Raw genomic sequence first — 23,653 nt, 5'->3', positions numbered from 1 at the left:
GGTTCCTCAGGGCGAGGCGGTGGACATCTCGGCGACGAGGGAGTGGGCCAGGAGTCGCAGGCCGCGGGCGAACTGGTCGTCCGACGGCAGCGTCGTCAGCTCTTCCGACAGGTCGACCACGGTGGGAAACCGGTCGGCGGGCAGGCCGGCGTAGAAGTGACGGCGCCGGCGGCGTAGCTCCTCGGCGTCCTCCCCGCCCGAGTGCCCCCACACCCGGGGAGCCTGGTAGCTGGAGAAGCCGAGCGCGTAGGTGATGAGCAACCCGTACGCCTGGACGGTGAGCCGGTCGGACAGCCCCGCCGCGCGCAGCAGGGCGAGCACTCCCTCCATCGACCCCGCGAGTGAGGCGTGGCTCGTGTTGACCCGTGTCGACAGCAGGCGCACCACGCACGGATGGGTCCGCATCATGTCGCGGAAGGCCATGCCGCAGGCGACCAGCAGGGCCTCGGGGTCGCCCGGATCGACCTGCGGGAGCCGGATACGGCCGAGGACGTCGTCCGCCATCGCGTCGAGGATCTCGTCCTTGCTGCGGAAATAGCTGTACAACGTCATGGTGCCGACGCCGAGCTCGGTGGCGAGCCGTCGTATGGTCAGCGTGTCGAGGCTTTCGATGTCACCGATACGGACCGCGGCGTCGACGATCTGCTGACGGGTCAGCGCGCGGCCGGCCTCCCGGCCGCGCGTACCCCCTCGTGCGATCATCGGTGTCCCTCCGTCGTTGCCTCGGTACGCGGCACATTACCGCGCACGACATACCCGATCGAGAATCACCGGGATCACCGTTTGTTGTCCAGGGCCTCCGTCGGCTGGACCTTCGGGGAACTCCGCTCGACCAGGCGGCGCCAGGCGGTGATCGACAGGTCAGGCCGGTAGAGCTTCTCCGGGGGGGCGTCCATCACGTCGACCATCCAGGCGTCCTGGGCGGTGAACTGGCCGTGGAACAGCCAGCGGACCGCGGCCAGATACTTGAGCTTGAACGCCTGCGCCTTCAGGCCGGTCTCGAAGCGCACCATGAGCTGCACGTACCGCACGTGGTCCTCGTCGACGGGCACGTACCACTCGTAGTGGATGAAGTTCGGGTAGGCCACGCGCAGGATGCCGGGCAACCTGATCGAGACGAAGCCCGGCAGGTCCAGTGACGCGATGACCGGGTTGACGTCCTTCGCCTTGCCGGGGGCGTCGGGCAGCGGCATCCGCTTCCACCAGCGCTTGTTGGTCCACAGGCCGAGGCCGGGCATCTCGGCCTCCCAGTGCACCTCCTCCTGCACCCGGACGATCCACTTGTCGCGGTTGACGACCTTGGTCTTGTTCCAGGCGGGCATCACCTTGAACAGTCGCCACAGCGCGGTGTTGTGCAGGTATTTCGCGTGCCCCTCGTCGAAGCCGTTCTCGGCGGCGAAGCGCCAGTTGCCCTTGCGCACCTCGGTGCGGCCACCGAGGACGAAGGAGTTGTCGCGCAGTTCCTCGGGCAGGTCGTCGTCGAGGGGATGCGGCTCGCCGTCGCCGATGTAGACCCAGACGAGGCCGAAGCGCTGCTCGACGGGGTAGGTGCGCACCGAGACGCGCCCGCGGATGGGGGACTCGGGGCCGTCGGTGAGGACCCCGCAGAGCTTGCCGTCGGAGAGGTCGTAGGTCCAGCCGTGGTACGGGCAGCTGATCGTGCCGGGAAACTGCCGGCGGCCGAGCGAGAGCGGAACGCCGCGGTGCGGACAGCGGTCGTGCAGGGCGTGGATTTTGCCGTCCTGCCGGACGAGCACGACCCGCTCGCCCAGGAGCGTGACGGGGACCGGCTTGCGGCCGATCTGTTCCTCCCACAGGACCGGGTACCAGTGGTCGCGGAACCCGAGGGAGGCGCTCTCGTAGATCGGCCAGGACGACCAGTCCTGGCCCGGGGGCTGCCGCTCCGGCCTGGCGCCGGTGGATTCCGCCGGGTTGCTGCGCGTGGTCAATCTGGCCTCCGTGCTCAGGTGTCGGCTGACGATGTCCCCGCCTGACGGTGACGGCTCATGTGGACAATGTCTCGTACATTGTACGAAGCGCTGACCATTGTCAATACCCGCTTCTCCTTGACCTCGTGCTTAGCACCGTACATAGTACGAGCACGCAAGCACGCCGCTGGGGACACGATGGGAGACGGTCGATGGACGAGGGCGGGACCACGATGGACCTGCTGGTGCGGACGATGACCCTGGAGTCCGAGGGGGTGCTCTCGGTGATCCTCGAAGACCCGGGCGGCGGCCCGCTGCCGGGGTGGGAGCAGGGCGCCCACCTGGAGCTGGAGCTCGGCGGCCTGCCGCGGCACTACTCGCTCTGCGGAACGCCGGAAGACTCCCTGAGGTACCGGATCGCGGTGCTGCGCGACCCGGACAGCCGGGGCGGGTCCGCCCACGTGCACGAGAGGCTGCGGCCCGGTGATCTGGTCACGGTACGCGGCCCCCGCAACCGCTTCCCGCTGGTGACCGCCGAGCGGTACCTGTTCGTCGCCGGGGGGATCGGCATCACCCCCCTGCTTCCCATGATCGCCGCCGTCGAGGCCGCCGGTGTTCCGTGGCGGCTCGCCTACGGAGGGCGGCGGCGCGCGTCGATGGCGTTCCGGGCGGAGCTGGCCGCCTACGGGGACGCCGTCACGCTGCTTCCCGAGGACGAGCTGGGCCGGATGGACCTCAAGGCGCTGCTCGGGACGCCGGACGCGGCCACCGCCGTGTACTGCTGCGGCCCCGAAGGGCTGCTGGCGGCGGTCGAGGAGGCGTGCGCGGCCTGGCCGGAGGGCAGCCTGCACGTCGAGCGCTTCGCCGCCGCGCCACGCGCGGAGACCGACGCCGGTGCGGAGCGGGAGTTCGAGGTGGAGTGCCGGCAGTCGGGCGTCGTGGTGACGGTGCCGCGGGATCAGCCCATCATCGACGCGCTGGAGGCGGCGGGCGTCTGGGTGGCGAGTGCCTGCCGTGAGGGCATCTGCGGCAGCTGCGAGACCAAGGTCGTCGAGGGTGAGCCCGACCATCGCGACTCGCTGCTCACCGCCCAGGAGCGGGCCTCGGGCACCACGATGATGCCCTGCGTCTCGCGCGCGTTCTCCGGCCGTCTCGTGCTCGATCTCTGATCACTTCGTGCTGGGTCTCCGGCGCCCCCGCCAGGTAAACATTGCGTTTCGGACATGACCAAAAAGAAGAATGTCATTGACCGGAGTGCAAAGTAGTGTACATAGTACGCAAACTGCTTGCCTGTGATTCTGTCGGCAGATGCCTGGTCCGGAACCGTACGGTCCCGGCCCGGTGTCCCTCCTCCGGGTCAACGAGCCGGTTCGAGTCCACTCGCTACGGAGTTCTGTGATGTCCGAAGAAGATTCAGCGCCGGCCGCCGAGCCGCAGCCACCGCCCTCCGACGCCCCCGCGACGGTGTGGGAGCGTCGGCGGTACTCGGTCGGTGGGCTCGGTCTGCACGTGCGCTCGGCCGGGACCGGCACGCCGACGGTGTTCCTGCACGGAGGCGGACCCGGCTGTTCGGCGTGGACCGACTTCGCCCCGGTCGTGGACGCGCTCACCCCCGGTCGCAGGTTGATCCTCGTCGACCTTCCGCAGTACGGCGACTCGGACAAACCACCGATCACGGCTCCCCTGTTCGGTTTCCACGCCGCCCACGTGCGCGGGCTGCTCGACACGCTCGGCGTGACGCGCGCCGACTTCGTGTGCCAGTCGCTCGGCGGCGGAGTGGCCCTGCGCCTGGCCGCCGACCATCCCGAGTCGGTCGGCCGTCTCGTCGTCACCGGCAGCCGGCCGACGGCCCGGCCCGCTCCCGGGGCGGGAGACGCGCGAGGCCCCCGCCTGCGCGAGGACTACTACGGCGGTGTGGGCCCGACCCGCGCGAAGATGCGCGAGCTCATCGCCCGCTACGAGTGGACCGATCCATCCGGGGTGCCGGAGGAGACGGTGGCGGAGCGCTACCGCAACAGCGTCGATCCCGGCGCGCTCGCCCTCGGCACCGCGACCGAGGCCCGCGGTGCCGCCGAGGACCTGGGCCCCGACCTGGCACGGGTGACCTCGCCCGTCCTGCTGCTGTGGGGGGAACACGACGCCTTCGCCGGTCTGGACTACGCGCGACACCTTCTGGGGCTGCTCGCCGACGCCCGGCTGGAGGTCGTACCCGGGACCGCGCACCACCCGCAGGAGGAGCGCCCCGCCGAGTACGCGGAGCGGGCCGCGGCGTTCCTGACCTCCCTTCCCGACCGTGAGTCTCACCCGCGCTCTTCGACCGTGCCCCCCGTGCTGCCCCCCGCACCCGCCGTGCCGATTCCTGGAGGTAACTGAATGCGACGCCCTGTCCTGATCACCGTGATGCTGCTCACCGCGGTACTGGGAATCCCGCGGGTGCGCCGTGCCCTGAGAGCCTGGCTGATCCGGGCGACCGGTACGGCCCTGTACACGGAGCGCGGGCGATGATCCCGCCGATCCAGCCAGCCCTCACGGACGTGGGAGGTGGGCGGTGACCTCCCCCTCCACCACCCCGGCGGTGCGCGCGATCGGGATCACCAAGAGGTTCGGCGCGTTCACCGCGCTGAGCGAGGTCGATCTCGGCCTGGCCGCCGGTGAGGTCCACGGCCTGATCGGTTCCAACGGGGCGGGCAAGTCGACCCTGATCAAGGTGTTGTGCGGTGCGATCACGCCCGACGAGGGAACGCTGGCCGTCGCGGGCGACCCCGTCTCCTTCACCCTGCCCGCCCAGGCCGAGCGGGCGGGCATCACCGTCATCCACCAGGAGACGCAGCTCTTTCCCGATCTGTCGGTGGCCGACAACGTGGTGATCTCCCGCCCCAACCTGAGGGGAGCGGCGGGACTGAGCCTGCGGGACCGTCGCGCCGACCGCGCCGAGGCGGCGCGTCTGCTGGAGTCCCTCGGCCTCACGATCGATCCCGGCCGTCTCGCGGGCACCCTCGACCTGGCCGAGAAGAAGCTGCTGCAGGTGGCCCGCGCGCTGCGCTCGGAGCCCAGGCTGCTCATCCTGGACGAACCCACCGCGGCCCTGGAGGCCAGGCAGGCCCGAAGGATCACCACGCTGATCCGCGGCCTGGCCGCCGACGGCCTCGCCATCCTGTTCGTCAGTCACAACCTGGACGAGGTCCTCGAAAGCTGCGACCGGATCACGGCCCTGCGCGACGGCCGGATCGTCGCCCGGCTCGCCGGGGGTGAGGCCACCCCGCACCTTCTCGCCGAGCTGGTCGCGGGACAGCAGCTCGCCAACGCCCCCGACCGCGCTCCCCACGAGGCGGGCGACCCGCTGGTCGAGGCCGAGCTGGGCGGTGCGGACATCGCCCCGGCCGCGATCACGCTGCGCCATCGCGAGGTCGTGACGCTGACCGGCCTGCTCGGCTCCGGTGCCGGGCGGTACGCGCGGATGCTCTCCGGCGCGACGCGGCCGGACAGCGGCGGCGTGCGGATCGCCGGCAGGCTCCTGCGCCCGCACAACCGCAGGCAGGCGGTGGCCGCCGCGGTCGGCTTCGTCCCCGAGGAGCGCAAACGGGACGGCATCCAGCCGATGCTGAGCGTGGAGCGCAACATCGCGCTCGGAGACATCCGCAGGTTCAGCCGGTTCGGGATGCTCGACCGGCGGAAGATCCGCCGCACGGCCGAGCGGCTCATCGAGGACCTGGACGTCCGCCCGGCCGACCCGGCCTTCCAGGCGGGCCTGATGTCGGGCGGCAACCAGCAGAAGGTCCTCATCGCCCGCTGGCTGGCGGCGGGGGCACGGGTGCTCATCGTCGAGGAGCCGACCCACGGCATCGACATCGGTGCCAAGCAGAACGTGATGCACCAGCTCCGCCGCTTCGCGGACGAGCGCGGCTGCGTCGTCGTCGTGGCTCTGGAGAGCGACGAGTTCCGTTCCATCACCGATCGGTTCGTGGCGTTCCGGCGCGGCCGGCTGGTCGCGGAACTGGCGGGAAACGCCCCCCACGCCGACCTGATGGCGGCGTGTCTGGGCACAAACTCGGAAGGTCGTGAATCGTGACCGGGAACCCGGTATCCGCCACGCGGGCCGCGCGACGCGGCCGTCCCCGCCCGGCGCTGGAGGACGCGTTCATCCCGCTGCTGCTCGTGGCTCTCGTCGTCGTACTGACGATGTCCACGAGCTCCTTTCTCAGCAAGGGGAACATCCTCAACGTCCTGACCGCGATGGCGATCCTCGCGATCGTCTCGTTCGGCCAGACGTTCGTGATCGCTGGAGGCGGTTTCGACCTGTCCATCGGCGCGCAGGTGGCGCTGCACGGGGTGGTGGCCGCGCTGGTGATGGCCGCGACCCAGAACATCCTGCTGGGGCTGCTCGCCGCGGCCGTCACCGGGGTGCTGTTCGGCCTGCTCAACGGTCTCCTGGTGATCTGGCTCAGGGTCCATCCGTTCATGATCACGCTGGGCACCTCGGTGGTGGCCACCGGCGTGACGCTGATCGCCTCGAACTCGGAGTCCGTCGGCGGTCTGCCCCCCTCGATCGCGGGCTTCGGCGTCGGCCGTCCGCTGGGCGTCCCCTGGATCGTCTGGCTGATGGTGGCCTGTTTCGCGATCTCCCTGTTCCTGCTCAGCGTGAGCCCTTTCGGCCTGCGGGTGCTGTCGACCGGCGGTAACCGTGAGGCGGCCAGGCTGGCCGGGCTGCGGGTCGACCGCACCACCGTGATGACCTTCGTCATCGCCGGGGTGTTCGCGGCCGTCGCAGGTGCGGCCATCACCGCCCGCCTGCAGTCGGCCCAGCCGACCGTCGGTGGCGAACTGGAGCTCTTCTCGGTCGCCGCGGTGGTGCTGGGGGGCAGCGCACTGCACGGCGGAAAGGCCTCGATGTGGCGCACGCTGCTCGGCGTGCTCGTCATCTCGGTCATCCAGAACGGGCTCAACCTGCTCGGAGTCGGTGACGCCTGGCAGGCGGTCGCCGTCGGGCTCGTCTTCATCCTCGCCATGTCGGCGGAGCTGCTGCGCCGCCTCTCACCGGTCAGGAGGTCACGCCCGGCCGAGCCGCCCTCCGCAGGAAAGCCCGACGCGGCGAGGGGCACCCCCGCCGCCGTCTGATCCTTCGCCCACCCTCTGACCAGACGTCCCGCCCTCCTCACCCCCGTACCACGCCGGCCGATCCTCACGGCTGAGACCTCGCCGGCCGACCGAACCCCCTGGAGGGGACCATGAAATTCCGGAAGACACCCGTTGTGGCCCTCGCGCTCTGCGCGGGCCTCGCCACCGCCTGTTCCGCCTCGGCGTCCGACCCGGCCACCGAAGGGGCGACCAAGGCCGACGCCAGGACCATCGGCGTCAGCTTCGCCGCTCCCCGCATCGCCCTGTACGCCGGAATCCAGAAGGGCATCGAGGCCGAGGCCGAGAAGCTCGGCGTCAAGGTGATCTTCACCGACGCGAACGGCGACCCGCTCAAGCAGGCGAACGACATCAACGACCTGATCGCCAAGGGTGTCGACGGCATCCTCGTCTCGGCGATCGACGCCAAGGCGGTCGTGACGCCCCTCGCCGACGCCAAGGCCGCGAGCATCCCGGTGATGACCGTCGCCCGCGACGTCGCGGACCCCTCCAGCCGGGCGGCCTTCATCGGCAACGACTGGGGCAAGTCCGGCACCGAGATCGCCGAGTGGACGTGCAAGAACGTCGGCAAGGGCAAGATCATCATGATCAAGGGCCCCTCGGCCGCGCCGTACGTGCAGGAGATGACCAAGGCGTACAAGGAGGTCGTCGGATCGGCCGCCTGCCCGGACATGAGCGTCGCGCACGAGGTCAACCTGAACGAGATGACCACGGAGAAGGGGCTGGAGGCGACGAAGGCCTCCCTGTCGGCCGTGCCCGACGCCGCCGTCGTGTACGCCAACCTCGACGACTTCGTCGGCGGTGTGATCCAGGCCGTCAACGAGGCGGGACTGACCGGCAAGGTCACCGTGACCGGCTTCGACGGCATCCCGTCCACGCTGGAGATGGTCCGCAAGGGACAGCTCGGGTTCGAGATCGGCCTGCAGCCGCAGAAGTGGGGGGCCAAGTCCCTGCAGAGCATGGTCGACAAGCTCGACGGCAAGGAGGTCCCCGACATGGTGACCATCGAGACCCTGCCGTTCGACAAGACCAACGCCGACCAGCTCACCGAGGCCGACCTGGAGTAGCGGCGGCCCATGACGGCGCGGCCTCCTCACGAAGACCCCACGAAAGGCGCGAAAGGAGTTTCGATGGACAGCTTCACAGTCAACGGCGCGGCCCGGACCGTGCGTACGGCGCCGGGGACGACACTGGCCTCGCTTCTCCGCGACCAGTTCGGGCTGACCTCGGTCAAGCTCGCCTGCGAGCGGGGTGAGTGCGGTACGTGCACGGTGCTGGTGGGCGGCCGGCCGCGCCTGTCGTGCGTCACCCTGGCCGCTCTCGTGGACGAGGAGGTGACCACCGCCGAGGGGCTCGCGGAGGAGAGCGCCGACCTGCGCGCGGCCTTCGCCGACCGGGGCGCCTTCCAGTGCGGCTTCTGCACCCCCGGCCACGTCGTGCACGCCACGGCCCTGCTCAGGGGCGGCCTGCCCGCCGCACCCGAGCGGGCGGCGCGACACGTCCGCCGAGAGCTGTCGGGCAACATCTGCAGGTGCACCGGCTACACCGCGATCGTCGAGGCCGTGTGCGAGACGGCCCGGCGTCGCGCCGCCGTAAAAGAAACCGTGGAAGGCGCCGTAAAAGACGTCGCGGAAGACGCCGTGGAACAGGAGCGGGCATGAGTGGCCCCCACGGCCCCGCCGGCCCCGAGGACACCCAGGTCGGCCGCCGCGCCCGGCCGCTGGACTGGCAGGAGCGGACGCTCGGCAGGACCCGCTACACCGCCGACCTGAAAGAACCCGCGCACCTGCACGCCGCGGTTCTGCGCTCGCCCGTGCCGTACGCGCGGGTCACCGGCCTCGACGTCACCGACGCGCTCGGGATGCCCGGCGTGCGGGCCGTCGTCACCGCCGCCGACTTCGCGCCGGGCATCACCTACATACACCGCGGCGGCCACATGTCCGACCGGCCTCCGCTGGCGGACGGGGTGGTCAGGTTCGTCGGGCAGGAGATCGCCGCGGTGGCGGCCGACACCCCGGACCAGGCACGCCGGGCGGTCGCGGCGATCCGTCTGCGGCTGCGACCGCTGCGCGCGCCGCTCACCGTGGCCGAGGCGCTGCGGCCGGGTGCCCGCACCCTGCACGAGCGACCGGTCGAGCCGAACGTGGCCACCCGGTGGAACAGCACCTGGGGAGATCCGGCGGCGGGCATCGCCGCGGCGACGGTCATGACCGAAGGAGACTTCGTCTACCCGAGCGTCGTGCACGCCTGCATGGAACCCAACACCACGCTCGCCCGCTGGGACTCCGAACGCGAGGTCATGGAACTGTGGACCTCCACCCACGCGCCGTACTTCGTCGTCAAGGAGGTCGCCCACCTGCTCGGCCTGGAGCGTGAGCAGGTGATCTGCCGCGAGGTGGCCACCGGCGGCAGCTTCGGCTCGAAGTCCAAGGCCTCCGAACACGAGGTGCTGGCCGCCGCCCTGGCCCGCAAGAGCGGACGGCCGGTGCTGCTGGCACTGACCCGCGAGGAGGAGTTCGCAGCCAACAAGCCGCGGCACCGCTTCGAGACGCGGCTGCGCACCTACGCCGACGCCGAGGGAAGGCTGCGCGCCTTCGAGACCGAGGTCAACGTCGACAACGGCGCGTACTCGCACATGGGCTCCTCGGTGATGCGCGTCGGGGTGATCACGCTCGGCTCCGTCTACCGGGTGGAGGGCGTCCGCTTCGACGCGCGGCTGGTGGACACCGCGACCCAGCCCGGCGGCCAGTACCGCGGGTACGGCACGCCGCAGGTGGCCCTGGCCATGGAGAGCCAGATCGACGAGATCGCCGAGAAGCTCGGCATGGATCCCATCGACATCCGCAGGCTCAACGCGGTCGAGCCGTACACCGAGACGCTGTGCGGATACCGGCTCACCACGAGCGCGCTGGTGGAGTGCCTGGACGCGGTCCGCGCCGAGCTCGACTGGGACGCCAAACGCGCGCGCAGGACACCGGGGCGCGGACTCGGCGTCTCGTGCGCGGCTCACGGCTCGGGCGCCTACGCCTACGAGTTCGCCAACCTGAGCGAGGCCGCCGTCGACGTCTTCGAGAACGGGCGCGCCCGGGTACGGTTCGGCGGTTCGGATGCCGGTACCGGCCAGAACACGATCCTGGCGCAGATCACCGCGCAGGAGCTCGGCCTGCCGCTGGATCGGGTGGACGTGCTGTCCATGGACGGCGAGCTGACCCCGCTCGACCTCGGCGCGTGGTCCTCGCGCGCCACCCACATGTCCGGGATGGCGACCGGCGAGGCGGCCGCGGCCGTCGCCGAACGGCTGCGTGAGCTGGCCGCGGAGAAGCTGGGACGCGCCCCCGATGAGGTCGAGCTGCGCGACGGCTCCGCGCACGCGGGCGGCGAGGAGGTCACGATCGCCGACCTGGTACGGCTCGACGGTGACGTCCTGACCCGTCAGAGCCACTACCGGGTGGACGGCACGGAGATGATCGCCCCAGGTGAGGACCGGGCGAACCTGTCTCCCACCTACTCCTTCGCGGCGCACGGCGCCGAGGTCGAGGTCGACCGGCGGACGGGAAAGGTGACCGTCGTCGACTACGTCGCCGCCCACGACGTCGGGCGGGCGATCAACCCGACCATGGTCGAAGGCCAGATCATCGGCGGCGCGGTGCACGGCATCGGCGGGGCACTGGGCGAGGAGGTCGTCCGGACGGACGGCAGGGTGGCCAACCCCGCCTTCGTCAACTACGCGCTGCCCCGGGCGGCCGACGTCCCGCCGATCAGGCCCGTCATCGTCGAGGGCCACGACGACGCGGGCCCCTACGGCGCCAAGAGCGTCGGCGAGATCCCGATCATCCCGCCCGGCGCGGCCATCGCCAACGCGGTCTACGACGCGGTCGGCGTCCGCGTCAGGGAACTGCCGATCACCCCGGACAAGATCCTGACGGCACTCGCCGCCAAGGAGGGCCGCCGGCGTGACCACTGGCTGTGGCGGCGGCCGGGCCGCTGGTGGATCGCGTTGCTGCGGGCGCTGTACCCCAGGGGCGTCCACACCCTGCTGGACCGCTGGGGCACCAGGTTCGGGCCCTACGGCAGGCTCGACGACAAGGTGGGCCCGGCCCCGGAGATCGGCGAGGTGCGCAGGCCCGAGTCGGTGGCCGAGGCGTGCGCCGCGCTGAGCGAGGGCGCCCTCGCGTACGGCGGCGGCAGCGACGTGCTGCCGAGCCGCCGCCAGCGGCTGATCGCCCCCGCCGTGCTGGTGTCGACGGCCAGGATCCCCGCCATGCGCGGCATCACCGGCACGCCGGGCGGCGTCGTCATCGGCGGCGCCGTCACCCTCGCGGAGGTGGCCGAGAAGCTGGGAGAGCGGCTGCCCGCGCTGAAAGAGGCGATCGAGACCATCGCCTCCCCCCAGCTCCGCGCCGCGGCGACCGTCGCGGGAAACCTGCTGCAGGCCAAGCGCTGCTGGTTCTTCCGCAACGACTTCCCCTGCTACAAGCGCAACGGCGCGAGCAGCCCGTGCTACGCGATCCTCGGCGACCACCGCTTCCAGCACGCCGCCGTGGACGGGCACCGCTGCCAGGCGGTCACCCCGTCCGACCTGGCGACGGTGCTGATCGCGCTCGACGCCGTGGCCGAGATCGCCGACGGCCGCAGCACCCGGACGGTGCCGCTGGCGAAGCTGTACACGGGGCCGGGGGAGACGAGCCTGAAGGAGGGCGAGCTCCTGGTCTCGGTCACCGTCCCCGAGGAGGCCGGACGCGCCTGCGTGTTCGAGAAGCTCTCCCTGTGGGAGGGGGACTTCGCGGTCGCCTCGGTCGCGATCTCCACCAGGGCCGTGCCCGGGGAGCCGATCACCCGCTGGCGGGACACCCGGGTCGTGTTCGGCGCGCTCGCCCCCACCCCGTGGCGTCCGCGCGACGTCGAGCGCGCGCTGGACGGCACGGAGGCGGGAGCCGATGCCGCGGTGCGCCTGCGCGAGATCGTGGACGACCGGCTCACCCGCCACGCGCACCCGCTCCCGAACAACGGCTGGAAGCTCGACGCCGCAGCCGGGCTCGCCGAGAAGGCGGCCGAGCGGCTGCTGGACACCCCCCGATGACGACCGGTTCAGACGCGGCGGGACATCCCGCCCGAGAGAGGGCGAGGCCGTTGACCTCACCCAGGGAGATTCGATGATCGTGAGTGATCCGCGAGGCGGGCCCCTGCCCGACACCGCCCTCGACGAGCGGCGGCTGGAGTGGGTGAGGGCCGCCGAGGCCGTCCTCGACACCGACAGGCTCGCCGAGATCGTCATGGGCATGACCGACATCGCCAGCCCGACCGGCGAGGAGGCCGAACTGGCCCGGTGGCTCACCACGACGATGGCCGGCTCCGGCCTGGAGGCCGCCTACCAGCCCGTCGACGACACGCAGGGAAACGCCGTGGGACGGCTGCGCGGCGACGGCAGCGGGCCGGACCTGCTGCTCTACGCTCCCATCGACACGCTGACCGTGGGCGAGGAGTCCGAGGACGTCCCGTGGGTGGGTGACACCCTCCGCCACGACCTGCGTCCCGAGGCTGTGCGGCAGGGCCCGTACGTCATCGGTCTGGGCGCCAGCAACCCCAAGGGGCACGGTGCCTGCCTCGTCGCCGCGGCCGAGGCGCTGAGGCGGGCGGGCGTGCCGCTGCGCGGTGACGTGATCGTCGGGCTCGGAGCGGGGGGCATGCCCACCAACAAGCGCACCGCCCCCCACGCCCGCCGCTACAACGCGGGTCAGGGCAACGGCTGCTCCTTCATGCTCGAACAGGGCGTCTGGGCCGACTTCGCGCTGCTGGCCAAGCCCGGCTGGGCCGTGGCCTGGGAGGAGGTCGGCCTGTGCTGGTTCGAGGTGCGGGTGCGCGGCAGCTACGCCTACGTCGGCAGCCGTCACCGCATCGACTACCGCAACGCGATCCTCGGGGCCGGCGTCGTCGCCGCCGAGCTGGAGTCGTGGTTCGCCGAGTACACGGCCCGCCACACGCATGACACGGTCGCGCCGCAGGGCAACATCGGCGCCATCGAGGGCGGCTGGATGCGGATGCCGGCCGTGGCGCCCGCCCTGTGCCGGTTCATGGTCGACCTCCGTACCAGCCCTCGCAGCACGCCCGCGAGCGTCAGGCGCGAGTTCGGCGCGGCCGTGGAGCGGATCAGAGCCGCCTTTCCCGAGCTGGAGGTGGAGTGGGACATGGTCCTGTCCATCCCCGGTACCGCGACACCCGCCGACGACTGGATCGTCCGCTCGGCGGTGGAGGCGTGGGAGGCGGAGGAGGGCCGGCCGCACGAGCCGATCCTGGCCAACAGCGGGGCCACCGACGCCAACATCCTGCGGGGCCGGGGACTGCCGACCGCGCGCATCGGCATGACCAGGGTCGGGCCCGAGGGACCGCTGCCGGTGGACTTCCCCTCGGGAATGAACGTGGCCGACCTGCGCGAGATGCGCAGGCTGACCCGCCACGTGATCCGCACCGTCGTCAACACCTGCACGCGCACCCGAGAAGAAGTGGGTATCACCGCATGAGTCGCATCGTCCTGGGCGTCGGCGCCTCACACAGCACGCTCATGAACACCAACTGGGACGAGGTCGCCCACCGCGACGACGCCCGCCGTTTCCGGGCCGGCCTGAACGAGGCGCGCGAGCTCGTCGAGGCGGCCAGGCCCGACGCGGTGGTGGTCATCGGGTCGAACCACTTCCGGGGCTTCTTCCTCGACCTGATGCCGGCCTTCACCGTGGGGGTCGCCGAGTGCGTCGGCAGCGGCGAGTCCGGCACCCCCGGCGGCCCGCTCCCCGTCGACACCGACCTCGCCAGGAAGCTGATGTGGTCGCTGTCGGCCGCGGACTTCGACGCCGCGTTCTCACTGCGGCTTCAGGTCGACCACGGCATCACCCACGCCCTGCAGTACCTGCTGCCCGACCTCGACGTGCCCATGGTGCCGGTCGTCATGAACATGTTCGCCCCGCCGCTGCCCTCGCTCGCGCGCTGCGACGCCTTCGGCGCCGTGCTGCGCCGGGCGATCGAGTCCGACGGACAGGACAAGCGGGTCCTCGTGGTCGCCTCCGGCGGGCTCTCGCACCGCCTGCCGTGGCCCAAGTGGTTCTCGGCGATGTCGGACGACGACCGCTTCCTCGTCGAGGCGTGGCTGAACGGCCGCGACTCCTGGAAGGACTACGAGGTGCGGCGCAGGCAGATCATCAGAGCCGCAGAGGCGGACATCAACCCCGAGTTCGACCGCCGCTTCCTCGAACTCCTCATGGCGGGCGACCTGTCGGAGATCGTCGCCAAGGACAGCGCGGAGATCGAGGAGGAGGCGGGGAACGGGGCACAGGAGATCCGCAGCTGGGTGGCGATGTCCAGGGCCGTCGGGGCCGCCAAGGGGCGCGTCCTCGCCTACGAGCCGATCGACACCTGGATCACCGGTATGGCGGTCGCGGTGCTCGATCCGCTCCCCGAAGCCTGACCTCCCTCCTGTCCCGGCCCGGACGACGTCCGAGCACGTCGTACCGGCACACCAGAACCGTGTTCCGAAGAAAGGCATGAAGCAGATGAGTATCTGGACCGATCTGACCGGTGTGGAGCACACCCTTCGATACGTGGACGCCGGAGGTCTCAGGACCCGGGCGCTCCAGGCAGGTACGGGCGAGCCCGTGGTTTTCCTGCACGGCACCAGCGGCCACCTGGAAGCGTTCATCCGCAACCTCCCGGCACACGTGGCCGGTGGTTACGCCTGCCACGCCATCGACATGGTCGGCCACGGCTACACCGACGGCATCGACGAGCCCTACCGCATCCCCCGCTACGTGGAGCACGTGCTCGCCTACCTGGACGCCATCGGCGCCGAGCGGGCCCACTTCGTGGGGGAGTCGCTGGGCGGCTGGGTGGCGGGGCGCCTCGCCGCCGACCACCCCGAGCGGGTCGGCAGGCTCACCCTGGTCGCCCCCGGCGGTACGGTGGCCAACCCCGAGGTGATGGCACGGATCAAGACCAGCACCCGCCTGGCCGTGGAGACCGACGACATCGACCTGACCCGCAAGCGGCTCCACCTGCTGATGCACAACCCGGCCAAGGACGTCTCCGAGGAGCTCGTCCAGGTCAGGCATGACATCTACCACCGCCCCGACTTCGTCAAGCGGGTCGACAACCTGCTGTGCCTGCAGGAGATGGACAACCGCCGCGAGGACCTGCTCAGTCCCGAGCAGATGGCGCGCATCACCGCCCCGACCCTGATCGTGTGGGGTGCGCAGAACCCGTTCGGTGACATCCCCGAGGCGCATCGCATGAACGCGAGCATCCCCGGCTCCCGGCTGGAGATCTTCGGTGAGTGCGGCCACTGGCCCCAGCACGAGCACTCGGAGCGGTTCAACGAACTCAACCTGGCCTTCCTCGGGGAGAACGCGTGAGCGCCGGTACGGTGCCGCGCCTGGGCATCCGGCTTCCGCCCTGCGACCGGGTCGACCGGATCGCCGACGCGGCCGCCCACGCCGAGCGGCTCGGGTTCGACAACGTGTGGCTGCCCGACTCCCAGCTGCTGTGGCGCGACGTCTTCACCGCGCTCACGGCGGTGGCCCTTCGCACCGAGCGCGTCGGCCTCGGCAGCGCGGTCACCAACCTGGTCACCCGGCACCCCGCGGTGGTGGCCTCGGCCGCCCGCAGCATCGCCGAACTGGCCCCCGGCCGCTTCCACCTGGGCGTGGGCGTGGGCAACAGCTCGGTGGGACCGGTCGGCCTGCGCTCCAGCACCAGGGCCGAGCTGACCGAACACCTGGCGCAGGTCCGCGCGTTGCTGCGCGGCGAGGAGTGGGACTACGGCTCCGCGCGCTCACGCCTGCGCGATCCGGGCCCCGCCGTGCCCATCCATCTGGCCGCCAGCGGCCCGAAGAACCTGCGGTACGCGGGTGAGGCCGCGGACGGGGTGATCCTGCTCAGCGGGATCGCCCCGGCCAACCTGGCCGACAGCCTCGACCGGGTCTGGGAGGGGGCACGCTTGGCGGGCCGCGACCCGGCGGACATCCAGGTCACCGCCTCCGCCTACTGCCATGTCACCGACGACGTCGAGCGGGACGCCCGGATCCTCAAGCCCGTGTGCGCGACCATCGCCCGCTACGGAGGCCGTACCTCGCTCGCGCTCGCCGGGATCGAGGTGGACGTGCCCGAGCGGTTCGACGAGGGGGAGGTCTACCCGGACCTGATCCACGCCGAGGACTGGGACCTGGCCGTGGAGGTGGCGGGCCGCTGGGTCAGCGACGAGGCGGCCGTGCGGTTCGCGCAGGCGTTCTGCCTGTTCGGCACGACCGGCGAGATCGGCGCCCGGCTCGCCGAGCTCGGCGAGCTCGGCGTCACCGGCCTGCTGGTGCAGCACGTCGGCTCCTACTCGCTGCCGTACGAGCTGATGGACGCCCTGGGCGACGTGCTCGCCGCATCCGGAAGCCGCGCGTGAACGACGGGACGCGGGAGGTGCCGCTGGCCGAGGCGATACTCGACCGGGCGGAGGCCGTCGCCGTGGACGCGGACGCGACGCTGCTCGGCCGGGCGGCCGAGCACGTGCTCGACACCACGGCCTGCGTCGTCGCCGGAGCCGACCACCCCACCGCGCGGCGGCTCCGCGCGGCGGGCGGTCTCCGGTGGGAACGGGAGGGACGCGAGGAGGGGGAGGCGGATCGCCCGGCCGGCGGTGCCGAGGCCCGGGGGCTCCGTGAGACGGTCTCCTGCGAGGCGACCCTGCGTGAGGCGGTGCTGGCGGGGGTCACCCGGGCGCACGTGGACGAGTTCGACGCCATCCACACCGCCTCGGCGACCCTGCCCGCGGCCGTGGTGATCCCCCCGGCCGTGCTCGTCGCGACGGCCCTGCGCCGCGGCGGTGACGAACTGCTCCGCGCCGTGATCGCCGGGTACGAGGCGGTGGCCGAGGTCGGCACGAGGTTCGGCGGCCCGGCCCTGTACGCCGACCGGTGGTGGCCCGGCGCGCTGTTCGGTCCCGTCGGCACCGCCGTCGCGCTCGCCCGGCTGTACCGGCTGTCGAGAGAGCGTACGCTCGCCGCGATCGGCCTGGCGGCGGGCGGCATGGCCGGTCTGCTGCCGCCGGAGCGTCTGGGCGACGCGCACTACGTCGCCCTCGGCAGGTCGGCCTGTACGGGCCTGGACGCGGTACGGTTCGCCGCGGCGGGCATGGAGGTCGATCCTCGCCTGCTGGAGGGCGCCGTCGCCGCCACGCTGCGCAGGCGACCGGCCGAGGCGGGTTCACGGACGCCGCATCTGCTGGGGTGCTCGCTGAAGGCCTATCCCTGCGCCCGACCGCTGCACGCCGCGGTGAGCGCGCTGGAGGACCTCGTCGCCGAGGGGCTGCGTCCCGAGACGGTGACCGGGGTCAGGATCGGGCTGCCCCCCGCCGCGCTCCGGTTCGTCACCGTCGACCCGCGCCCCGCCGACCCGGCCGCCGCGGCGGCGAGCGCCCCGTTCGTGGTGGCCGCCGCCTTGAGCGGAGATATCCGAAATATCGCCATATTCAGGAGTGCTGGTGCCGTGTCCGGAACGGGAGAGACCGCACCTGTGATCTCCGATACGGTGGACGACTCCGGAGCGGGACTTCACGTCGCGATCGAGGCGGGAGAGGTCGTGGGAGCCGCCTATCCGCGTCACTGGGGCGCCGAGGTCACGGTGACGACGTCCACCGGCGGGTCGTACCGGCGGGTGGTGCTGGATCCGCCGGGTGACCCGGCGCTGCCGATGACGCGCGACCAGCTGACGGCCAAGGCGGAGCGGCTGCTGCGAGGGCGTGAGGGAGCCGCGCGGCACATCGCCGACTGCCTGGCACTGGAGCGGGCGACGGACGTGGCGCGACTGCGTCTGCTGCCCGCGGGACTGTGAAACGATCTGAGAGTGAGAGCCTTGGAAGACGGTTTGACGGCACGCGACACCGGTGCGGGGACGCGCAACGGGGAGGAGGCGTCCGAGGGAGGCGTCCGTAAGAGCGAGCGGGCGCTCACCGCCGACCACATCCTGCGCGCCGCCATCGAGATCGGCGACCACGAGGGCCTGCACGCCCTCACCATGCGCAGGCTCGCCGCCAAGCTGGGCTTCAGCACGATGGCGCTGTACCGGCACTTCAAGAACAAGGACGAGATCCTGGACGGCATGGCCGACCTCGTCCTGGGCAACCTCAGCCTGCCCGAGGAGGTCGGCCGCGACCCCGAGACCGTTATACGCGACCTGGCCGACGCACTGCTCGGGATGATGCGCTCCCACCCGAGCGTGATCCACCTGCTGTCGACCCGCGCGACGACCAGCCGGACCTCGCTGAGCGGAGCGTTCGAGCGCGTGCTCGAACGCCTGCGCGCCACCGGGCTGTCGGCCGACCTGTCGGTGCGGGTCTACGGGGCGCTCATGACCTACACCATCGGCTTCGCCTCCTACCAGCTGCCACGCCCCTGGGGCGGGAGCGGCGAGGACGCCCGCGAACTCAGACGCCAGCGCGGCCACTTCTACGCCTCGCTGCCGGCGGACGAGTTCCCCCACATGGTGGAGCTGTCCGGGCTGCTCGTCGACCTGCCGCACAACTCGCAGTTCCAGGTCGGGCTGGAGTTCATGCTCGGCGGCATACTGGCCGCGCACAACGGCGGCGCCTCCGCACCTGAGGCGGGCGACGACGGCTCCGTGGCGGCCGACCGGCAGAAACGGTAACCGCAGCTGACCGCCTGACCGCCTGCCCCGGCCCCCGTTGGGCGTCCGCGTACCCGAGACATGTCCGGGTGGCGCGGGTCGGCACGGGCATGCGCGCGAGCGCCCTTGGGGAAGCCTTGGGAGCGGGATGGGCGTGAAGGCGACCCGGGCGCGGTACTAAACCGGATAGTCCCCGATCCCGCGTACGGGAACGGGGACCGCGTCATGTCCGACTCATGAGCACAGAAGATCGTGACGAGGACCTGGCGGCCCGCCGCCGGTCGGACGCACCGTACCGCCGCGCGGCGACCCAGCAGACCACCGGGCGACAGGCCCCGGCGACGGCTCGCCGAGCCCGGGGCCGGCCCGAGCCTCAGGAGGCTTCAACCATGGAAATGCCCGCGGTCAACGAGTGCCAGGTCGAGGCGTGCGCGTACAACACCGCGCACAGCTGCCACGCCCTCGCCATCACGGTCGGCAACAGCAGCCACGCCGAGTGCGAGACCTTCTTCAAGGTCCCTTCGAAGGGGGGCGACCCGACCCACACCGGCCGCGTCGGCGCCTGCAAGATGGCCGACTGCCAGCACAACATCCAGTACGAGTGCCAGGCGTCGGGCATCGTCGTCGGCTACGCGCAGCAGGACATCGACTGCCTCACCTACGCGCCCGCCTGACACCGGGCGGCCCGGATCAGAACGACGGCAGGGCCGGGCCGAGCCGTTCGGCGATGAGACGCACCTCGTCGTGGAGGGCGCGCAGTTCACCGGCCGTCGGGTTGAGCTCGTAGCCGTGGTAATGGCAGGCGGCGCTGAGCGCGGCCCACGCTCCGGAGACACGCCGGGCGATGCTCTCATCGACGTACCGCGTCAGGCAGAGCACCTGGGTCCGCATGCGGCACCGCTCCACCCCGGGTTGGGCGCGGTGCCAGAAGTCGTGCATGCACGACTCCAGCGCCTTCCTGAGCAGGAAGGCGGTCGTCCGAGACCATGGCCCGTGAGCTTCCCCCAGTAGTCCGGACACCGGCGGTGTGCCATCAGGTTCCAGGGTCCGGCGGCTGGTGGCGCCCCCCTCCTTGTTGGCCTTGTTCGGCGCCCAGCCGTTTCGCCACCGCTTGCCGGTGCGATAGTTGATCCCGACGATCCGGCATGCCTCTTGGCTGCTGAAACCTTGACCCGTGAGCCGGAAGTATTCCTCCCGCTCACGGGTCAGCTTCATGCGCCCTTGAGGTGACCGGATTTCGCGGATCTCGGAGTCCATCGCGCTCCCCGAGCTTGGGTGTTGCGACGACCGCTAGAAGGGGAGCTGGCTGGTCAAGGCTTATCCTCCGAAGGAATGATGTCGACCCGTTGACGGGTTTCTTTGTCGATCACAGCCCGTCCAGCCAGCGGAGCTCTCAGCTTCAGCTCCACGGGGTACCGGTATCCAATGTCCGGGTGGTATCCATTCTCCCAGGGCCATGACCCGCAGTTGTCATCCACTTGAATACCGAGGATCACTTGGGACGGAGTCTCGGATACTTCCGTGTCCTTCACCTGCTGGCAGAATTCGCCTTCCGCGTCAGGTGGGCGGAAGGTCAGGTTGACGGTCAAGGTTCGCTCGTCCGTGGACAAGGATGCGAGGTGAACCTGCTCCCATTTGGGTGTGCATGCCGCCAAGATCGGTATCGCGGAGGCGATGACAAGTGCCCTGGAGAAGGTACGGAATCGCGGAAGAGGCATGGTTTATGGGTCAGGTCTCTCTGTTGCTCTTACGACGGCAGTTTACGCTTCATCACATCGCCACCATACGCCTGGCGGACGGAGTTGATGTCAGTGAAGAACTCGTCGCAGTCACCGATGAGAGGCGTGTTGGCTGAGGAGTGGATTCCCTTCGCTACCACATAGCCGCTGGTCCGGTCGATGATGTAGACAGCCCCTCCAGAGTCGCCGCTGTCAGTGCAGGCTGAAGGATGCGTACCCTTTACAACATTCTCGATCCTGCCGTCGTTGACACGAATGCCGGTGTTGGGGTCGGTAACCTTCCAGTTGCAAGTTTGTCCGGTCTTCATGCCTCCGACACAGTACAGGTCGCCCAGCCCGGAGCGGCGATGGAAACTGCCCTTGACGGAACGCTTGCTCGTGGAGTTGACACTTCCGACGAAGATGGAGGCTGTCGGCTGGATGCCTGGCTTCGTTACCTCTATGAGTGCGCTGTCGCCGAGAAGCGCGCTCTGGCCCGGTATGGGCACGGTACCCTCGCCATAGAGATGTGTGCCCAGTACACGGCGCCCATAGGAAAATATGCCCGCAGTGTAATTGTCCAGGCAGTGCCCGGCGGTTATCAGCCGCTTGCCAGCGGGAAGCGACCATGCGAAGCCCATGGTGCAGGGTCTGCTCTGATCGGTGAGATACGCTCCCGCGCCATTGATGTACCCGTCGTTGTCGTTTAGCCGACTGTCTTGACGTTGTGCGTGGACAGCGTTGGGATCGAGCCGGATCACGACGGTGTTGGTGCCATAACGTTGGGCGAGAGCCAGTCGCATCTCGGTCGATACAGTGTTGGCGGTGAGGAGAACCTGGTTGTGCTCAGGCCAGACACTGGCGGACACGATGCGGTCTGCGCCGGGCACCTGGCTGGTATCCGCCTCCAATATTTCGCTTACGATCGTCGACAGTTGGGCCGAACTCCTGGTGACATCAGGGACTTGCGGGGCGAAGGTGTAGTCCTCGGCCTCGCCCACTGGGACTTCGCTGTCCTCGTTGGTGTCATCCCCCTCGTATGTGCCGGGGACGGTCCAGTCCGTACCCCTGAGGTCGAGGTAGGCAGTACCGGTGAGAGCGGCGGAGCCGATGGCTCGGCCGTCGGTGGTGGCTGCGGGCACGATGACCTGGCCGGTTACCATGTCGGCGTACGGGGTGGCGAGTGCGCCGGAATTGGCTTCAACGCGATCATGCGCTCCGCTCAGCGCATGCGCGAGAGGTTCAGCCATCTGCAGGGCGTCGCTGCGCCAGTTCGCGGGGGTCTGGATGACCTCCACGCCGTCCGGGCCGGCCGGGTACAGGACGGTTGGTCCGCCGATGGGGTCGAATATCGCGGTGATCTTGGGAGGGTTGTTGAAGTCGGTGTCTTCGGACGCGGGGAAGACTCGGTAGTTGTTGCTTGCGCGCTCGGTTGGGGACATGAGGACCAGGCCGTAGTTCCCGACGTCGCCAGCCCATTGGCGAGCCATGGCGGTGATATCCCAGTTCATCGGAGCGGGATTACAAGATCCCGAGCGGATGCTGCTGGTGTTGGTGACGGCGTTTTCGGTGGTGTTGGTCGGCTGCATGGACCAGGTGACGGTAGAGGGGCTCCATGCGCTGGTGACTCGGCGTACCTGGATCCCGTCGCCCACCGTGGTGCCACAGCTGGGGCCGTCGATGTTGAGCAGGGACAGGGTCACGTTGCTGATCTGCTGCCCAACCAGGGACGACATGTCAAACTTCAGGTAGGCGCGGGCCTTACTGCCGTCCGAGTGTGTGCCTGCTCCTAGGGTGCTGCCATCGCCGTTTGGAGAGTCAGGGAGGACGCTCCAGACGTCTGCGTCGGCGGTGGGGGTGACGCTGAACGCAGACTGGATGGTCACCGGATAAGTGGTGTCCGGATCGGTCAGGAAGTCAGCGTCAGGTTTGATGAGCAGGGTCTGCTGCCCGTTGTCGGTGCTTATTTTGACGTCCACGGCGCCGTGGACGTCGTCGCGGTCCTTCGGCGTTGCCTTGTCGTGCAGGGTGGGCCTGGGGGCGACAGCGACGTGCAAGCCGTCCTTGTTGATCATGCGTAGTCGACCATCGGCCGCTTCACGCAGGCTGAGCCCGTTGCCCTGCACCGGGATCTTGAGCTCGGGAGCCTTGGCCGGGCGGTCTCGCAGGACCACGTCGTACCGGAAGCCGGTGGGCAGTGCGGTGACCACCAGGTCGGCGCCGGGCCCGGCCGCGTCGGTGTAAACGGCTCGGCTGCCGCTCAGGGTGGGCTTTGCCAGTTCGGTGGGCCACGACAGGGTCAGAGACTGCTCAGGGGTTGGGGCGAACGTGGTGACCGGGCTGGTGCCGGGTTTCGCCGACAGGGACAACTCTCCCTTGATGACCTTGGGCTTCACGACGCCGTTCTGCTCGACCAGGGTGGGGTCGATCCACGCCCAATCGCCACGCTGCTTGACGCGAACGGGCCTTGACCAGATCTCCGTGGTCACGTGGCCGTCGGGGTGTTTCCAGTACCGGGCGGTCTCTGTCGCCGCGCCCAGCAGTTCAACGGGTGCTTTCGGTGAGCCGGCTTGGGGGGACGTGATGGGGGCGGGGTCGGCTGAGGCTGCTGGAGTGACGGTGGCTACGAGGAGGGGTGTGATCAGCAGCCCGGCGGCGACTCCTTTCAAGAAACGGTTCCGGCCATGAAAGACCGATGGAGGGGTGGAGGAATTTTGCACAAAAGCTCCGATCTATGAAAAAGATCATCTGGCGCATGAAATCTAACAATCGCTCAACTTTGAGTCAATTGATCTATGTCAATACGCTAAGTGAGGGCTTTTGGCTTCTTGTGCACATTCATCGCATGTGCAGGGTGGCCGAAATTTGACGAAAGCTACGAGAATCCTGCCTATTTGCCCGCTTTGCTCATCGATGTTCGAACCGAATCCCGTACCGCAACGAGGTGTTCTACTTCGCCGTTACAGATGTCGGCCAAAGAAGCGTGCCCTTTTCTGTCACCTTCCGGCGTATCTCTTCGGCGACTGGTTCTTTCTAGTGGCCCGTCTCCGAACGTTGACCGGGTATCGCCATCGGATGACCGGCCTCTCCAGACCTGGTTTTCCCGGCAAGGTTGTGTGACGGCCCACTAGTACGGCAGCCGCCATTCGTTAGTTGAGCTGGGTGTATTCGGTGGCCAGTCGGGCACGGCGGTGGAACCATCGGGCGCGGGCTTGATGACGG

At 69.9% G+C, this 23,653-nt stretch carries 20 protein-coding genes; 15 read left to right on the top strand and 5 right to left on the bottom strand.

Translation table 11 applies throughout. The annotated features are described in order from the left end of the window. Nucleotides 1–6: 6 nt before the first annotated feature. The gene (locus ACFY3V_RS20560; protein WP_362897185.1) at nucleotides 7–702 is read right to left on the bottom strand and encodes a TetR/AcrR family transcriptional regulator C-terminal domain-containing protein; all 696 of its coding nucleotides are present in this window, start codon (nucleotides 700–702) and stop codon (nucleotides 7–9) included. Nucleotides 703–776: 74 nt separating this feature from the next. After that, nucleotides 777–1,949: a Rieske 2Fe-2S domain-containing protein gene (locus ACFY3V_RS20555; RefSeq protein ID WP_362897184.1), complete on the bottom strand. Its 1,173-nt coding sequence runs from the start codon at nucleotides 1,947–1,949 to the stop codon at nucleotides 777–779. 191 nt (nucleotides 1,950–2,140) lie between these two features. Between ACFY3V_RS20555 and ACFY3V_RS20550 the strand changes: the two genes are divergently transcribed. The 15 genes from ACFY3V_RS20550 (at nucleotide 2,141) to ACFY3V_RS20480 (ending at nucleotide 19,387) form a co-directional block, all read left to right on the top strand. Then, nucleotides 2,141–3,097 carry a PDR/VanB family oxidoreductase gene (locus ACFY3V_RS20550; protein ID WP_389775341.1) on the top strand — a complete coding sequence of 319 codons (957 nt, stop codon included), beginning with the start codon at nucleotides 2,141–2,143 and terminating at the stop codon, nucleotides 3,095–3,097. A 229-nt stretch (nucleotides 3,098–3,326) separates the two neighbouring features. After that, nucleotides 3,327–4,301, top strand: a complete 975-nt coding sequence (locus tag ACFY3V_RS20545) for an alpha/beta hydrolase (RefSeq protein ID WP_362897182.1) — start codon at nucleotides 3,327–3,329, stop codon at nucleotides 4,299–4,301. Continuing rightward, entirely contained in the window at nucleotides 4,302–4,433 is a 132-nt protein-coding gene (locus ACFY3V_RS20540) for a hypothetical protein (RefSeq protein WP_362897181.1), read from the top strand. It abuts the gene before it with no gap. A 43-nt stretch (nucleotides 4,434–4,476) separates the two neighbouring features. After that, a complete protein-coding gene (locus ACFY3V_RS20535) occupies nucleotides 4,477–5,997 on the top strand; it encodes a sugar ABC transporter ATP-binding protein (RefSeq protein ID WP_362897180.1) in 1,521 nt (506 codons plus the stop codon). Then, on the top strand, nucleotides 5,994–7,043 hold the full coding sequence (locus ACFY3V_RS20530; RefSeq protein ID WP_362897179.1) for an ABC transporter permease: 1,050 nt from the start codon (nucleotides 5,994–5,996) through the stop codon (nucleotides 7,041–7,043). The genes ACFY3V_RS20535 and ACFY3V_RS20530 overlap by 4 nt, the downstream gene beginning before the upstream one ends. Before the next feature lie 110 nt (nucleotides 7,044–7,153). Beyond that, nucleotides 7,154–8,128 (top strand): substrate-binding domain-containing protein, encoded by a 975-nt coding sequence (locus tag ACFY3V_RS20525; RefSeq protein ID WP_362897178.1) that lies wholly within the window; start codon nucleotides 7,154–7,156, stop codon nucleotides 8,126–8,128. 63 nt (nucleotides 8,129–8,191) lie between these two features. Beyond that, complete coding sequence (locus ACFY3V_RS20520; RefSeq protein ID WP_362897177.1) at nucleotides 8,192–8,722, top strand: (2Fe-2S)-binding protein; 531 nt, start codon at nucleotides 8,192–8,194, stop codon at nucleotides 8,720–8,722. Continuing rightward, entirely contained in the window at nucleotides 8,719–12,141 is a 3,423-nt protein-coding gene (locus tag ACFY3V_RS20515) for a molybdopterin cofactor-binding domain-containing protein (protein ID WP_389775333.1), read from the top strand. The genes ACFY3V_RS20520 and ACFY3V_RS20515 overlap by 4 nt, the downstream gene beginning before the upstream one ends. 79 nt (nucleotides 12,142–12,220) lie before the next feature. After that, a complete protein-coding gene (locus ACFY3V_RS20510; RefSeq protein ID WP_389775330.1) occupies nucleotides 12,221–13,579 on the top strand; it encodes a M20 family metallopeptidase in 1,359 nt (452 codons plus the stop codon). Then, the gene (amrB, locus tag ACFY3V_RS20505; protein WP_362897173.1) at nucleotides 13,576–14,517 is read left to right on the top strand and encodes an AmmeMemoRadiSam system protein B; all 942 of its coding nucleotides are present in this window, start codon (nucleotides 13,576–13,578) and stop codon (nucleotides 14,515–14,517) included. The genes ACFY3V_RS20510 and amrB overlap by 4 nt, the downstream gene beginning before the upstream one ends. A gap of 76 nt (nucleotides 14,518–14,593) precedes the next feature. Continuing rightward, nucleotides 14,594–15,457, top strand: coding sequence for an alpha/beta fold hydrolase (locus tag ACFY3V_RS20500; protein WP_362897172.1), 864 nt, complete (start codon nucleotides 14,594–14,596; stop codon nucleotides 15,455–15,457). Then, the gene (locus tag ACFY3V_RS20495) at nucleotides 15,454–16,494 is read left to right on the top strand and encodes an LLM class flavin-dependent oxidoreductase (protein ID WP_362897171.1); all 1,041 of its coding nucleotides are present in this window, start codon (nucleotides 15,454–15,456) and stop codon (nucleotides 16,492–16,494) included. The genes ACFY3V_RS20500 and ACFY3V_RS20495 overlap by 4 nt, the downstream gene beginning before the upstream one ends. Continuing rightward, nucleotides 16,491–17,921 carry an MmgE/PrpD family protein gene (locus ACFY3V_RS20490; protein WP_389775325.1) on the top strand — a complete coding sequence of 477 codons (1,431 nt, stop codon included), beginning with the start codon at nucleotides 16,491–16,493 and terminating at the stop codon, nucleotides 17,919–17,921. Before ACFY3V_RS20495 ends, ACFY3V_RS20490 begins: the two co-directional genes overlap by 4 nt. A gap of 12 nt (nucleotides 17,922–17,933) precedes the next feature. Further along, nucleotides 17,934–18,734, top strand: coding sequence for a TetR/AcrR family transcriptional regulator (locus ACFY3V_RS20485; RefSeq protein WP_362897169.1), 801 nt, complete (start codon nucleotides 17,934–17,936; stop codon nucleotides 18,732–18,734). A 368-nt stretch (nucleotides 18,735–19,102) separates the two neighbouring features. Continuing rightward, a complete protein-coding gene (locus ACFY3V_RS20480; RefSeq protein WP_350948393.1) occupies nucleotides 19,103–19,387 on the top strand; it encodes a DUF1540 domain-containing protein in 285 nt (94 codons plus the stop codon). A gap of 16 nt (nucleotides 19,388–19,403) precedes the next feature. Here the strand turns inward: ACFY3V_RS20480 and ACFY3V_RS20475 are convergent, their stop codons facing one another. The 3 genes from ACFY3V_RS20475 to ACFY3V_RS20465 all read right to left on the bottom strand — a co-directional run bounded on the left by ACFY3V_RS20475 (nucleotide 19,404) and on the right by ACFY3V_RS20465 (nucleotide 22,920). Then, nucleotides 19,404–19,928 carry a hypothetical protein gene (locus ACFY3V_RS20475; protein ID WP_362897167.1) on the bottom strand — a complete coding sequence of 175 codons (525 nt, stop codon included), beginning with the start codon at nucleotides 19,926–19,928 and terminating at the stop codon, nucleotides 19,404–19,406. A gap of 95 nt (nucleotides 19,929–20,023) precedes the next feature. After that, entirely contained in the window at nucleotides 20,024–20,302 is a 279-nt protein-coding gene (locus tag ACFY3V_RS20470; RefSeq protein ID WP_362897166.1) for a hypothetical protein, read from the bottom strand. Nucleotides 20,303–20,460: 158 nt separating this feature from the next. Further along, nucleotides 20,461–22,920 carry a DNRLRE domain-containing protein gene (locus tag ACFY3V_RS20465; protein WP_389775319.1) on the bottom strand — a complete coding sequence of 820 codons (2,460 nt, stop codon included), beginning with the start codon at nucleotides 22,918–22,920 and terminating at the stop codon, nucleotides 20,461–20,463. Nucleotides 22,921–23,653: the final 733 nt, after the last annotated feature.

The sequence above is a fragment of the Streptosporangium sp. NPDC000095 genome (assembly GCF_042899335.1).
In the GTDB taxonomy this organism is placed as follows: domain Bacteria; phylum Actinomycetota; class Actinomycetes; order Streptosporangiales; family Streptosporangiaceae; genus Streptosporangium.
The sequence above is the reverse complement of the archived record's forward strand: the minus strand, read 5'-3'. Positions and strand labels throughout refer to the sequence as shown.

Bases quoted from the DNA above. Each gene is read 5' to 3' on its own strand.
- ACFY3V_RS20560 (WP_362897185.1), bottom strand. From the start codon at position 702: ATGATCGCACGAGGGGGTACGCGCGGCCGGGAGGCCGGCCGCGCGCTG.
- ACFY3V_RS20550 (WP_389775341.1), top strand. From the start codon at position 2,141: ATGGACGAGGGCGGGACCACGATGGACCTGCTGGTGCGGACGATGACC.
- ACFY3V_RS20545 (WP_362897182.1), top strand. From the start codon at position 3,327: ATGTCCGAAGAAGATTCAGCGCCGGCCGCCGAGCCGCAGCCACCGCCC.
- ACFY3V_RS20540 (WP_362897181.1), top strand. From the start codon at position 4,302: ATGCGACGCCCTGTCCTGATCACCGTGATGCTGCTCACCGCGGTACTG.
- ACFY3V_RS20525 (WP_362897178.1), top strand. From the start codon at position 7,154: ATGAAATTCCGGAAGACACCCGTTGTGGCCCTCGCGCTCTGCGCGGGC.
- ACFY3V_RS20520 (WP_362897177.1), top strand. From the start codon at position 8,192: ATGGACAGCTTCACAGTCAACGGCGCGGCCCGGACCGTGCGTACGGCG.
- ACFY3V_RS20515 (WP_389775333.1), top strand. From the start codon at position 8,719: ATGAGTGGCCCCCACGGCCCCGCCGGCCCCGAGGACACCCAGGTCGGC.
- amrB (WP_362897173.1), top strand. From the start codon at position 13,576: ATGAGTCGCATCGTCCTGGGCGTCGGCGCCTCACACAGCACGCTCATG.
- ACFY3V_RS20500 (WP_362897172.1), top strand. From the start codon at position 14,594: ATGAAGCAGATGAGTATCTGGACCGATCTGACCGGTGTGGAGCACACC.
- ACFY3V_RS20480 (WP_350948393.1), top strand. From the start codon at position 19,103: ATGGAAATGCCCGCGGTCAACGAGTGCCAGGTCGAGGCGTGCGCGTAC.
- ACFY3V_RS20475 (WP_362897167.1), bottom strand. From the start codon at position 19,928: ATGAAGCTGACCCGTGAGCGGGAGGAATACTTCCGGCTCACGGGTCAA.